Source organism: uncultured Tateyamaria sp. (genome assembly GCF_947503705.1).
GTDB lineage: Bacteria > Pseudomonadota > Alphaproteobacteria > Rhodobacterales > Rhodobacteraceae > Tateyamaria.
On record NZ_CANNES010000010.1, the window covers coordinates 78,874 to 91,959 of the forward strand.

General features: G+C 60.0%; 8 protein-coding genes. 5 read left to right on the forward strand and 3 right to left on the reverse strand.

Going from position 1 to position 13,086, the window contains the following annotated elements; genetic code table 11:
* The first annotated feature begins 40 nt into the window (after nucleotides 1-40).
* Complete coding sequence (locus Q1A44_RS18460; RefSeq protein WP_299628238.1) at nucleotides 41-1,894, forward strand: ABC transporter ATP-binding protein/permease; 1,854 nt, start codon at nucleotides 41-43, stop codon at nucleotides 1,892-1,894.
* Nucleotides 1,895-2,028: 134 nt separating this feature from the next.
* Here Q1A44_RS18460 and Q1A44_RS18465 read toward each other — a convergent pair whose 3' ends face one another.
* Both Q1A44_RS18465 and Q1A44_RS18470 read right to left on the reverse strand, forming a co-directional pair.
* Entirely contained in the window at nucleotides 2,029-5,928 is a 3,900-nt protein-coding gene (locus Q1A44_RS18465) for an efflux RND transporter permease subunit (RefSeq protein WP_299628240.1), read from the reverse strand.
* Complete coding sequence (locus tag Q1A44_RS18470; protein ID WP_299628242.1) at nucleotides 5,925-7,202, reverse strand: efflux RND transporter periplasmic adaptor subunit; 1,278 nt, start codon at nucleotides 7,200-7,202, stop codon at nucleotides 5,925-5,927. The genes Q1A44_RS18465 and Q1A44_RS18470 overlap by 4 nt, the downstream gene beginning before the upstream one ends.
* Nucleotides 7,203-7,452: 250 nt before the next feature.
* Between Q1A44_RS18470 and Q1A44_RS18475 the strand changes: the two genes are divergently transcribed.
* The 3 genes from Q1A44_RS18475 (at nucleotide 7,453) to der (ending at nucleotide 11,047) form a co-directional block, all read left to right on the forward strand.
* The gene (locus Q1A44_RS18475; protein WP_299628244.1) at nucleotides 7,453-8,121 is read left to right on the forward strand and encodes a hypothetical protein; all 669 of its coding nucleotides are present in this window, start codon (nucleotides 7,453-7,455) and stop codon (nucleotides 8,119-8,121) included.
* Nucleotides 8,114-9,523: a PQQ-like beta-propeller repeat protein gene (locus Q1A44_RS18480; RefSeq protein WP_299628246.1), complete on the forward strand. Its 1,410-nt coding sequence runs from the start codon at nucleotides 8,114-8,116 to the stop codon at nucleotides 9,521-9,523. Before Q1A44_RS18475 ends, Q1A44_RS18480 begins: the two co-directional genes overlap by 8 nt.
* Before the next feature lie 72 nt (nucleotides 9,524-9,595).
* Complete coding sequence (gene der, locus Q1A44_RS18485) at nucleotides 9,596-11,047, forward strand: ribosome biogenesis GTPase Der (protein ID WP_299628248.1); 1,452 nt, start codon at nucleotides 9,596-9,598, stop codon at nucleotides 11,045-11,047.
* A 98-nt stretch (nucleotides 11,048-11,145) separates the two neighbouring features.
* Here der and Q1A44_RS18490 read toward each other — a convergent pair whose 3' ends face one another.
* Nucleotides 11,146-11,838 (reverse strand): hypothetical protein, encoded by a 693-nt coding sequence (locus Q1A44_RS18490; RefSeq protein WP_299628251.1) that lies wholly within the window; start codon nucleotides 11,836-11,838, stop codon nucleotides 11,146-11,148.
* A 90-nt stretch (nucleotides 11,839-11,928) separates the two neighbouring features.
* Between Q1A44_RS18490 and Q1A44_RS18495 the strand changes: the two genes are divergently transcribed.
* Complete coding sequence (locus Q1A44_RS18495; RefSeq protein ID WP_299628252.1) at nucleotides 11,929-13,083, forward strand: DUF2235 domain-containing protein; 1,155 nt, start codon at nucleotides 11,929-11,931, stop codon at nucleotides 13,081-13,083.
* The last annotated feature ends 3 nt before the right edge of the window (nucleotides 13,084-13,086 follow it).

Below are 13,086 nucleotides of genomic sequence, written 5' to 3' on the forward strand. Positions count from 1 at the left end.
GCCCTATGTAGAAGCGTCTGAAAACTAGGACGCATCCCATATGCCCGCAGATACGACCGCGCAAGCGGCCCAGGCCGAACCGGCCACACCCACGCCTGATCCCAAAGATGACACGGCCAGCGCCGAACGCCGTTCCGGGCTGCGCACGATACGCAAAGTCGCGCCTTATCTGTGGCCTGCCGATATGCCTTGGGTCAAAAAGCGTGTTGTTCTGGCCCTGATCGCATTGGTGGTGTCCAAGCTGGTCTCTGTGGGGACGCCCTTGCTGTATCGTGATGCTGTGGATGCGCTCGCGGGGGACGGTGTATCGGTACTGGCCCTCGGAGCCATCGGCCTCACCATTGCCTACGGTTTTGCCCGGCTGATGACCGTTGGGTTTCAGCAATTGCGCGATGCAGTCTTTGCCCGGGTGGGGCAGCGTGCGCTACGCATGTTGGCACTTGAGACGTTCGAGCATATTCACCGCCTATCGATGCGCTATCACATCACGCGCAAAACGGGGGGGCTGAGCCGGATCATTGAACGCGGCGTGAAAGGTGTCGATTTCCTTCTGCGTTTCCTGCTCTTTTCCATTGGGCCACTCGTGCTGGAACTGCTGATGATCGGGATCATCCTGACGATCCTCTTTGACGTGTCTTATCTGCTGATTGTTGCGGTCACGATTGGCTTATACGTTTGGTTCACCTTTGCAGTGACGGAATGGCGGGTGAAGCTGCGCAAGGTCATGAATGACCAGGACACTGACGCCAATCAAAAGGCTATCGATAGCCTTCTCAACTTTGAAACGGTCAAGTATTTCGGCGCTGAGCGGCGCGAGGCGATGCGATATGACAGCGCGATGGAGCGGTATGAGGCAGCTGCCCTCAAGACCAGCTATTCGCTGGCCTTCCTCAATTTCGGTCAGTCGGTGATCATCACCGGTGGTCTTGTGGGGGTGATGGTGATGGCCGCCTTGGGCGTGCAGAATGGGGACCTTACGGTGGGCGATTTCGTCATGGTTAACGCCTATATGATCCAGATCACGATGCCTTTGAACTTTCTGGGTACAGTTTATCGCGAGATCAGACAGGCGCTCGTCGATATGGGTGAGATGTTCGATCTGCTGGAACAGCCCGCCGAGGTTCAGGATGCAGCCGGTGCGCGGGCCCTCAAGGTCACCGGCGGCCAGATCGAGCTGGACGATGTACACTTTGGCTATGATGCGGCCCGTCCGATCCTCAAGGGGGTGTCTGTTGTCGCAGAGCCGGGACAAATGGTGGCCATTGTCGGCTCGACCGGTTCTGGCAAGTCAACCATCGGGCGGCTTTTGTTCCGCTTTTATGACGTGGGTTCGGGCGCGCTGCGCATCGATGGGCAAGACATTCGCGACGTGACCCAGGAAAGCCTGCACGCTGCCATCGGTGTGGTGCCTCAGGACACGGTTTTGTTCAACGACACGATCCGTTACAACATTGCTTACGGTCGGGATGATGCCAGTCCCGATGACATCGTCGCCGCCGCAAAGGCGGCACAGATCCATGATTTTATCGAAGCCTTGCCAGATGGCTATGATACGACTGTGGGAGAGCGTGGCCTAAAACTGTCCGGTGGCGAGAAACAACGCGTTGGCATTGCACGGACCCTCCTCAAAAACCCGCCCATACTGCTGTTGGACGAGGCGACCAGTGCGCTGGACAGCGAGACCGAGCAAGAGATCAAGGATGCGCTTGTGCAAGCTGGCGAAGGCCGCACGGTTCTGACCATTGCGCACCGCCTGAGCACGATTGCCGAAGCGGACCGCATTGTTGTGCTGGAGAAAGGCGAAATCGTCGAAACAGGCACGCATGAGGCGCTTTTGGCCAAAGATGGCCGCTATGCTCAACTCTGGCACCGACAGCAATCTGACGAAGACTAAGGTGGACGGAGACCGGCGCGGTCTCCGGCAGTTTTCCGGCGCGGAAAACAACATCGCGGAACGGTTTGTGCCTGGCGCATTGTACGAGGCGCCACAGTCCGGCCTGTTTCCGCGTCGGAAACAGGCCGGTCAGGTCACTCGGCGGCTTTCAGAGGGGCGTGACCCAGGGGCAATGTCGTTTGCCGAGGATCAACGCCGTCATCTTCGTCAAAGTCCCATACAATTTCCCGGTTGGGCATCTGCGACGCAGAGCGCACCAGTGCCCAATCGCGGGCCGCCCGGCTGGCCCGGCCCATGGACAGCTTTGCCAACAGTTGGCTGGCCCACATCGCATAGGTCACGATCCAAACCCGAACAGCCAGCATCGACGGCGTCACCATCAAGGTCAGAACCGTCGCGACACCCAGTCCAAAGACCACGGCCGTCGCCAGTTGTTTCCACCAGAGGGCAGTGGGGCTGTCGACGGTATATCCGCCATTGCCAAAGTCCAAGCTAAGGCCGAACATCATCGGTGCGAGGCCTGCCATTGTGGTGATCGTGGTCAGCAAAACAGGGCGAATACGGTCTTGTGCGGTCCGAATGATCGCCTCGATCCGGGGCATGTATTTCTCATACTCCTGATAGGTGTCGATCAGCACGATGTTGTTGTTCACCACGATCCCGGCCAAGGCGACGATACCCGTACCGGTCATGATGATCGAAAACGGCTGACCCATAACGAGCATCCCGATCAGAACACCCGCGGTGGACAAGACCACGGCACCTAATACCAGCAGCGAGTTGTAGATCGAATTGAACTGCGCCAACAGAATAATGAACATCAGTCCCAACGCGCCCAAAAAGGCCTGCCCAAGGAAGGCACCCGACTCCGCCTGATCCTCTTGATCACCGGTCCATTCATATTCCAGCCCGGCGGCAAAGGGGGATGTGTCCAACCACTTTGTCAGTTCCGCAATCCGCTCGGTTGGATTAACCGGCACCAAATTCGCAGCACCTTCTTCAACGACCCGTTTCAGGTCCACGACATCACCAGCAGGCAACGTTTTGTAGACCGAATAGCGCGTCCGGTTTGGGGCTTCGATTGGCCCATTTGGATCGACCTTGAGGTATCCCAGATTGAGGCCAACCTGTGTATTCACGTCATTTGGATTGTCTTCCACGCGCATGACCTTGACCAAACCGTCCTGCACGTCCGCCTTAACATCAAAGTATCGCTTTTGGCCGACGCGGTTGATCTGGGCCAATTCGGCCACCGGCGTACGCGTGATGAAGTTGGCCAGCGGCACCAGACCATCGGCGGTGCGCACCTTGAGGGTGTCGAGCGTGCTCAGCACCCTGTCCTCTTCCGGCAGGCGCACACGGATTTCGATCTCTTCATCCGAGGTGTCCACCCGCATCGTGTCGAGCAACAGGCCACGGGTCACGAGTTGAACCATGGCCCCCACAGTCGCCACATCGGCGCCATAGCGGCCAGCCTTTTGCACATCCACGTCGATCTGCCAGTCGATACCGGGCAGGGGGCGGGTGTCTTCGGTCTTGATGATACCGGCGGTGGTGTCGAATTGCTGACGGGCCAGTCCGGCGGCGTCCATCAGGCTTTGCCAGTCATCGCCCTTGATGCGCAAATGCACAGGTTTGGCGCTGGCGGGGCCTTGGGCCAGAGCCTGCACGTCAGTCTTGATCCCGGGGATCTGGGCCAGTTCGGCGGACAACTCTTCTAGGATTGTGTCGCCGTCAAAATCGACCGCTTTGATCTCGCGCATCACGGTGTAATTGATGAACGGCAGCGTAAACCAAGGCTCAACCGCGTCGGGGCGTTCGCCCCAGGGAATGGTTTCCAGCTGGATCTGCCCGATGGAATCATTGGGCGACTGCGCCCCACCCGTGTTGGCGTTCAACCCGCCGTCACCGGCAAAGGCAAAGGCACTGCGAATGCCGGGATGGGCATTAATGACCGCTTCGGCCTGTTGCAGCAGAGCGTCCTTTTCATCAAGGCTGAGGTTGCCGCGCGCCAGCACATAGACCAGCGCCTGCTCGGGTTCGGTCGCGACAAAGAATTCGACGCCGCGGTTGTTGTTGATGAAATAGATCAGGGTTGTACCGACAAACACAAAGACAAAGCCGATCATCACCAGCGGCATCACCGGATTACCGACGATGCCCTGGATCGTGTAGCCGAAAGCGGAGCGTTGGTAGCCCGAGTTCACCTTGCGCGCCCGCTTTCCAACGACGGCGCGGACGCCCCATGCGATACCGCCGAAAAAACGTGCGACGATTGCAAAGGCGGCAAGCACCACCAAAATGGATCCGGCAATGCCAGAGATCATGATCGCAGTCAGGCCGAGGCCGACGAGAAAGGTGTTCAGGAATGCGGGCAAAACCGAGCCCCAGATGTCTTGCTGGTCCATCGCGCCCAGGATCTCGCCCGCCTGACCTACCAAGGGTTGGAAAGCGGCAAGTGGCACCAGCAGTGCTGTCGCCAGAACCAAGACGGCCAAATGCGCCAGAATGGGCAGCTTTGTAATGCGCGTCACGGCGGCGCCCAAAACATCCATCAAACGTCCCAGAACCCCGCCCATCACCGGCAGGTAAATCAGCGCCACGATCAGCGACGCGGACAGAACAAAGATCAGGGTGACGGGCAGCATGCCCATGAATTCACCCGGTACGCCGGGCCAGAACAGCATCGGCAGGAACGCACAGAGCGTCGTGGCCGTCGAGGACACCACAGGCCAGAACATCCGCTTGGCCGCCTCGACATAAGACCGCATGGGCCCCACACCTGCCTGTTGCCGTTTGTCCGCATATTCCACAACCACAATGGCCCCGTCGACCAGCATCCCCACCGACAGGATCAGCCCGAACATCACGATGTTCGAGATCGAAATGCCCATGATCGCCAAAAGCACAAAGCACAGTAGGAACGAGGTGGGAATCGCAAAGCCCACCAGAACAGAAGCGCGGGGGCCCAGGAACGCCAGCGAAACAATCATCACCAGCGCGATGGCTGTCAGCACCGACCCCTGCAACTGCCCCACCATGGAAGCAACCTCGCGGCTTTGGTCATTTGAGGTCCCCACTTCAACCGCGACTTGCAGCCCTTCGGGCCACTCAGCGGCCTTTTCGGCCACAAGCGCTTTCACAGCGGTGGCTGTGTCGATCAGGTTGAAGCCTTTGCGCTTGACCACTTGCAGTGCAACGGTGTCTTCGCCGTTAAAGCGAGCGGTCGAGGTGCGATCTTCAAAAGTCAGGTTGATCTGCGCCAGATCACCAAGGGTCACGACTCGGTCGCCATTGGTCTTGACCGGCAGGTCATAGATGTCGCGGGTCTCATCAAAAGAAGATGGGATTTTGACGGCAAATGCGCCTTGATCTGTTTCGATCTCGCCTGCGGCAATCAGTTGGTTGTTGTTCTGCACAACGGTGATCAGTTCGCCTGCCGTCACGTTGTATGCCTCAAGACGCAACGGGTCGATGATGACCTCGACCATCTCGTCGCGGCTGCCCACGATGCTGGCCTCAAGTACGGCATCCATCGCCTCGATATCATCCTGAAGGTCTTTGGCCACGCGTGTGATCGTGCGTTCCGGCACCGGGCCGGTCAGGTTCACGATGATGATGGGGAATTCGGAAAAGTTGAACTCGTCCAGCGTATATTGCTCATAACCGTCGGGGAAATCGGCCTCGGCGCTGTCCATGGCGTCGCGCACATCGGCCATGACTTGCGTCTTGTTCCAGCCAAATTCGAACTCGAGCACGACGTTGGCATAGCCCTCGGCGGCGGTGGCTGTCATCTTGTTCAGGCCGTCAAGATCGGCCAATTCGGTCTCCATCGGCTTAACCAGCAGCGTTTCGCTGTCTGCCGCCGAGATGCCCGGAAAGGGAAGCGAGATGACAAGGGTTGGGATTTCGATGTCCGGCTCGCCCTCTTTCGGCAGGCTGATGTAAGCAGCCGCGCCCGCAACAAGGGAAAGCACGATAAAGGCAAGTACCATCCGCGCACGAGACGCGGCCCAGTCAACAACACCGGTCATTGGGTTTGCTCCTGAAAGGTGGGTGCGACGGTGACGCCGGCAGTAACAAATTCCTGGCCTACAAGAATGACGTTGACCATGTCAGGCAGACCGGTCAGCCAAACGCCTTGCGCCGTGTCGCGCAGGATATTTACGGGCATAAAGGCCACGACGTTATCGTCGGACACGGTGCGCAGCCCAATCTTGCCCTCCTCATTGAGGGTTAGGGCCGAGGCGGGCAAAAGGTGGGCGCGTGCCCCGGCGGCCGAAATCGCAATCTCTGCGGTTTGGCCGTCGCGGATCGCAAAGTCAGAGTTGGGCACTTCAATCTCGACCCGGAAGGTGCGGGTGGTGGTGTCAGCGGCCCGGCTGAGGAAGGTCACCGTGCCGGTCACGTCACCGCCGCCTGCGGCGAGCCTTGCGGCGGCGGTTGCACCGACCTCGACCCGGTTCACTTCGGTCTCTGGCACAAAGGCCACCAGCTTCATCGGGTCAAGCTGAATGACGGTGGCGCAAATGGACCCTTCTTGCAGCAGGCTACCAAGTTCGGCGGTGTCGGTTTCCAGAATGCCAGCGAAAGGCGCGCGCATTTCCAGTCGCTCGATTTCTTTTTCGGCAGAGGCCACAGCGGCTGCGGCACTCTCGATCGTGGCATCGGCCGACTCCATGCCCGACTTGGCGCCGATCACACCGGCGCGGGCCGCAGAAAGCGCCGCCTCGGCCGCAGCATAGGCCGCATCGGCCCCTTTGACTCTGGTTTCGGAGGCAAAGCCGCCTTCGCTCAGACGGCTGGCGGCGTTCTGATTCACACGCGCTTCTTCGAGCCGGGCAACGGCCTCGGCAACGCTGGCCTCAGATTGGGGAATTCGGCTTTCGGCTTCGGTCTTGCGGGCGACGGCCTCGGCAACGCGGGCGCGGGCCTCGGCGAGGGCCGAACCACGGGTACCGGGATCAAGGCGACACAGCAGCTCGCCTTCCTCAATGAACGCGCCTTTTCGCAAGGGGGGCGATACCACTGTCGAGGTTGTTTCGGCGCGCACATCAACCTGGCGGGCGGCTTCGGTCTGGCCACGGAGCATTACCGCGCTGTCAATCTCTCGGGCTACCGACCGGCGGGCCACGACCTTGATCAATCCGTCGTCGACAACGGCTTGCGCTGTTTCGGGCTCGGCTTCTGGCGTGGGGGCCTCTTCGCGCGCGCCGTTCAGAAAAGCCATGGTACGCTCACGCTCGATCACCCAAAAATACAGAGCGGTCGCCACCAGGATGGCAAGAATGAATGAAACGATGCGCATTTGCGATATTCCCTGACGCTTTCGAACAGCCGCTGCTGGCGGCAAGATTTGACTCATATAGAGTGTCTTACGACTAAACTAACCAGTTCAGATTACTTTTTTTGGCAATAATCTGCAATGCGTCGCAATTGACGCAGTTTGCCGCATTTTTTGTCACTCTTGGCTTGGCCGCACGGGCGCGATAAGAGGGGCGCGAAATCAAGCGTGTGGGCCATACCAAAAGGCGGTCCAAACATGAAGGAGCGCGGGCGTGAGCAATACGGACAGCTTTATCGAAGAGGTCACCGAAGAGGTCCGCCGCGACCGGCTTTACGGCTATCTCAAACGCTATGGCTGGATTGCGGGGCTGGTGATCGTGCTGATCGTCGGGGCCGCCGCCTTTAACGAATATCGCAATGCGCAGGCCGACGCCGCCGCACAGGCCCTGGGCGATGCAATGCTGGCCGGGCTAAGCGAGGACGACGAAGCAGCCCGCGCCGCCGCCCTGAGCACCGTTGAGGCAGGCACCGCCGAAGGTGCTGCCATTCTGGCCTTTTTGACGGCCGGTGTTCAGGCCGATGCCGAAGAGACAGCGCAGGCCGTCGAGACGCTGAATACCGTCAGCAATAATGCAGATATCCCGCTGATTTATCGGCAGGTGGCAACGTTCAAGGCGCTGACCCTGCAAGCCGACACATTGGATATCGACGCCCGCCGCGCCGGATTTGAGGCGCTGGCCGTGCCGGGTGTTTCGCTGCGGGTCGTGGCCGAAGAGCAATTGGCACTGATCGACATCGAGTCCGGCAATGTGGACGGCGCAATCGAACGGTTCCGCGCCATTCTCGAAGATGCTGAGGCGACCACGGGCTTGCAACGTCGTGCCCTACAGGCAATTGTGGCCTTGGGTGGATCGCCCTCGGCGGACGAGGCGAATGAGTAAGGGCTTGGACATGGCTGAAACAGGCAATCGGGCGTTGGCCTGCGGTTTGATGATGCAGCAGCCACGCCGCGCTGGTCTGGTCACAGCGCTCGTTGCGGCCTCCGTTCTGTTGGCCGCCTGCTCAGAACGCGAGATTATCCTGCCCGGCAAGCGCGAGCCGATCACGGCCGTGTTGTCAGGATCAGATACTGAAACAGACGCCGAGACCGAAGTGGTCGAAGCTGCTGACGCCCCGCGCGACATTCAACTTCCTGGACAGGTTGCGAATGCGGATGCAGGCCAAGGTTTGGGCATCCAAGCCTTTCGCACCGACAATCCACAGCTTTCCACTGCATTGAACCCGGTTTGGGCTGTGAATATCGGCGAAGGTGACAGCCGCAAACATCGTATTGTGGCTGACCCGGTCGTGTCTGGTGGGCGCATTTTCACCCTTGATGCCACCACGCAAGTCACTGCCGTATCGGCAGGTGGCGGGATCATTTGGCAACGTGATGTGCTGCCCGATGGCGCGGACGAAGACGACGCAACAGGCGGCGGCATGGCTGCGGAGGGCGATGTCCTTTACGTGACTACGGGCTTTGGCGCTATCAGCGCGCTGGACGCCGCAACCGGCGCCACCATCTGGACACAAGACCTGGAATCAACCGGTTCGGGCCGCCCGGCGGTGTTCGGTGATTTGGTCTATGTGGTGTCTGGAGATGACACGGGCTGGGCGCTGGACAAGGCCGATGGCCGGATCAAGTGGCAGACCACCGCGGCCGAGAGCGGTTCAAATGTGTTGGGCGCGCCCGCGCCGATTGTGACGGATGATCTGGCTGTTTTTGCCTTTGGATCGGGCGAGTTGCAGGCCGTTTTTCGCCGGGGCGGCCTGCGCCGCTGGGACGCGTCGGTTCTGGGCGAACGCAAGGGCCGGGCTCTGTCCAAGATCGGCGACGTGACGGGCCAGCCCATCGCGGCGGATGGCATGATCTATGCGGGCAACCAATCGGGTCGGACAATCGCAATCGACGCATCTAGCGGCGCCCGTGTCTGGACGGCCAACGAAGGTGCGATTGACACGGTTCTGCCCGTTGGCGGCAGTGTATTTCTGGTCAGTGACCGCAACGTGCTGCTGCGCCTTGACGGCGCCGATGGCAGCCGGATCTGGGGCACCGAGCTGCCAAATTTCGTCCGTGACCGGCCAGGTCGCACCGCAGAGGTTTTTGCCCACCATGGGCCAATCCTGGCAGGGGACCGACTGATTGTTGTGTCCTCGGATGGGTTGCTGCGCAGCTTTGACCCGGTTTCGGGGGCTTTGACGGGCACGGCTGACATTCCGGGCGGCGCCTCGACCGAAGCGGTTGTGGCGGGGCAGACCCTCTATGTCGTATCACGCAACGGGCAGCTCCTGGCTTATCGCTAGAATTTTCGGTCCTTTCCGTTTCAGCGCGAATGGTCTATGTGCCGCGCTTGATCTGATTTCCAGGACCGCACAATGTCCATGACCCTCGCAATTGTCGGACGGCCCAATGTGGGCAAGTCGACACTGTTCAACCGCCTTGTGGGCAAACGCCTGGCGCTGGTCGATGACCAGCCAGGTGTGACACGCGACCTGCGCGAAGGAGCGGCCCGCTTGGCGGACCTCAAGTTCACTGTGATCGACACGGCGGGCCTTGAAGAGGCGACCGATAACAGCCTGCAAGGCCGGATGCGCCGGTTGACGGAGCGGGCGGTGGATATGGCCGACGTGTGTTTGTTCATGATTGACGCGCGGACCGGCGTGACACCCACCGACGAAGTGTTTGCTGACATCCTGCGGAAACGTGCGGACCACGTGCTTCTGGCCGCCAACAAGGCCGAAGGTGCCGCCGCAGATGCAGGCATGATCGAGGCTTATTCGCTGGGTCTGGGTGAGCCGATCCGCCTGTCAGCCGAGCACGGTGAGGGGCTGAACGACCTTTATGCCCAATTGCAGCCTTTGGCCGACATGTTTGCCGAACAGGCCGAAGATGATGCGCCCGAAGTGGATGTGGCCGTTGATGAGGATGACGAGGATTATGTCCCCGTACCGACCAACGCCAAACCCTTGCAGGTGGCTGTTGTCGGTCGCCCGAATGCGGGTAAATCCACGCTGATCAATCAGATCGTCGGCGAGGACCGCCTACTGACCGGACCCGAAGCGGGTATCACCCGTGACGCCATTTCCCTGCGGACCACTTGGGGCGAAACGCCCATGCGGATCTTTGACACCGCAGGGATGCGAAAAAAGGCCAAGGTGCAAGAAAAGCTTGAGAAATTGAGCGTGGGAGACGGGCTGCGCGCGGTGAAGTTTGCCGAGGTGGTTGTGGTTTTGCTGGATGCGGCGATCCCGTTTGAACAGCAGGACTTGCGAATCGCAGACCTGGCCGAGCGTGAGGGACGTGCGGTTGTGGTTGCGGTGAACAAATGGGACATCGAGTACGACAAGCAGGCCAAGCTGCGCGATCTCAAAGAAAGCTTTGAGCGGCTTTTGCCGCAGTTGCGCGGCGCTCCACTGATCACCGTATCGGCCAAGACAGGCCGGGGCCTGGACAGGCTGCATGACGCGATCCTGCGGGCCTATGATGTATGGAATCGCCGGGTGAGCACGGCGCAGCTCAACCGGTGGCTGACAGGCATGTTAGAGGCGCACCCGCCGCCCGCGCCGCAAGGCAAGCGGATCAAGCTGCGCTATATGACCCAGGCCAAGACCCGGCCGCCGGGCTTTGTCGTGATGTGTTCACATCCCGACAAGGTGCCCGAAAGTTATAACCGGTATCTGGTGAATGGCTTGCGGTTGGACTTTGACATGCCGGGCACGCCGATCCGCCTGTATATGCGCGGCCAGAACGCAGCCAACCCGTATAAGGGCCGCAAGAAAGCGCCGCCGTCCAAGCTCCGCAAGCATACGGACGGTCGGCGCAGCTAGGCATTTTCCGAAACGGAAAATGGCAGGAAAACGGCGCGTTTTCCGCGTCCGGCTGCGACCGGTGCGGATTTTGCGTCAAAATCCAGCCGGAAAATGCGTCATTTTCCGGTGGCCCGCACGGTCGGCCAAATCATCAATGCCACACCCGCCAGAGCCAGGATGACGCTCAGTTGGCTCAGCTCAAACTCACCGCGCACGGCGATGGCAATCAGCGCCCAGATCACGGCAATCCCGTAGGTCGGTGCGCGCCGCAGACGCATCTGCACAGCAAAGGCCAGCGCGGTAGCAGCCGTGATCATGACACCTGCGGCCACGGCGTCACTGGCCCAACCAAAGCCCGCCAGCATCAACCCTAGCGCCACAAAGCTCGCCGCACTGAGCCAGCCAGCATATAGGCCGACAGGCCATGCCGCAGCCCACGCTTCCGTCACCGGGCTGCGCCACAACGCCCAGAGGGCGGTCACCAGCATGACCCAGATCAAAAGCGTGGCCCACACGGGGCTTAGCACCGCCACTGGCAACCACACGGCACCCACGGCCAAGGATGCGGCCAATGGCCCACGCATCGCGCGCCAGGCCGGATCATTCCACTGTCTCCAGGCCCCGTACCCGCATCCTGCAATCAACCACACGTAAATCAGCCCCCAGATCGCAAACGCATATCCGGCAGGCTGGACTGACGGATCGGTCTGGGGAATCGGGAACTGGTCTGCGTCAAAGCCGCCGAAATCGGGAACCCATATCGGGGAAAGGGCAAAGGCAACAGAAAGGATGAGGACGAGCACAGGCATGGTTTTCCACCGTTTACAAATTTCGCGATACGCGTACGCTGCTTTCGCAAAATAGGACAGATTTATATTTTTCAAAGGTTTGGAGGGATCATGACGGCCATAGCGATCTTTTGTGACGGCACCTGGAACAACAAGGACCGGACTGAAAATGACACCAGTGTCGCGCGCATCTTTCAGGCTTTGGAGACAGAGAAGAACCGCGGACGTCGCGGCGTCGACCCGCTTTATGTCGAAGGGGTCGGCGCGGATAACGAGGCGCAGTCTCTCGGGAAGTTCATCAACAAATGGCGCGGAGGGGCGCTTGGGCGCGGCTTGACCGCGAATGTGCGCAAGGCCTACGCGCATCTCTGTGCGAATTACAAGGCAGGCGACAAGATCTATATTTTCGGGTTTTCGCGCGGTGCCTATACGGCGCGGTCGTTGGCTGGCCTGATCCGTGCCTCAGGTCTTGTCCGCGACCCTGACGATATCAACAAGGCCATGGCACACTATCGCAATCGTCATGACAGCACCAAACCCTCGACCCCCGAAAGCCTCGCATTTCGGGCAGAGAAATCGCCGGATTTCTACACCAACGAGGATGAGCGGGAATGGCGCAGGGACAACAACAAGCCCATCGGGGCCGCGATCCACATCGCCTATCTCGGTATTTTTGACACTGTTGGCACCCGGGGAATTCCCGGTGTTTTGAGCCAGTTAGGCCTGATCCCGGGCGGTCACGGCTTTCACGATCTTGAGCTGTCGAGCATGGTCCAATCTGGCCGCCATGCGCTTGGTCTGGACGAGCGGCGCAGGCTTTACAAGCACACGGAGTGGAGCAACCTCAAACGCCTCAACGACGCGGCAGGTGTGAATTCGGCGGGGCACACGCGCTATTTGCAGCAGTGGTTTCCGGGCGATCACGGGATGATAGGCGGCAGCGGTGCAAACCGTCAGATCAGCAATTCCGTCATGGCCTGGGTGCTGGAGGGAGCCGCCCAGGAAGGTTTGACTGTGGCGATGCCGAGCGTTGTGGCGCCGAAATCTGATGACTATGCCGGGCCGCTCAGCAACAAATCGGGCGGCTGGAATTGGGCGCGCGGTTGGCGGAGCGGACCTGCGGCGGAGGCGTTGATGGACGTGCATGACGTCGCACTGAAACGCGTTCGGGAAGTCCGTAAGTATCGGCCTAAAAGCTTGAAAATACTGGACGTTCCAAGCTGGGAGGCGAAGGTGGACACGGAATTGTCCACCCGCATTGTGTAGGGC

Excerpts from the sequence above, each read along its gene's own strand:
- Q1A44_RS18495 (WP_299628252.1), top strand. The coding sequence starts at position 11,929 with ATGACGGCCATAGCGATCTTTTGTGACGGCACCTGGAACAACAAGGAC.
- Q1A44_RS18490 (WP_299628251.1), bottom strand. The coding sequence starts at position 11,838 with ATGCCTGTGCTCGTCCTCATCCTTTCTGTTGCCTTTGCCCTTTCCCCG.
- Q1A44_RS18480 (WP_299628246.1), top strand. The coding sequence starts at position 8,114 with ATGAGTAAGGGCTTGGACATGGCTGAAACAGGCAATCGGGCGTTGGCC.
- der (WP_299628248.1), top strand. The coding sequence starts at position 9,596 with ATGTCCATGACCCTCGCAATTGTCGGACGGCCCAATGTGGGCAAGTCG.
- Q1A44_RS18460 (WP_299628238.1), top strand. The coding sequence starts at position 41 with ATGCCCGCAGATACGACCGCGCAAGCGGCCCAGGCCGAACCGGCCACA.
- Q1A44_RS18470 (WP_299628242.1), bottom strand. The coding sequence starts at position 7,202 with ATGCGCATCGTTTCATTCATTCTTGCCATCCTGGTGGCGACCGCTCTG.
- Q1A44_RS18465 (WP_299628240.1), bottom strand. The coding sequence starts at position 5,928 with ATGACCGGTGTTGTTGACTGGGCCGCGTCTCGTGCGCGGATGGTACTT.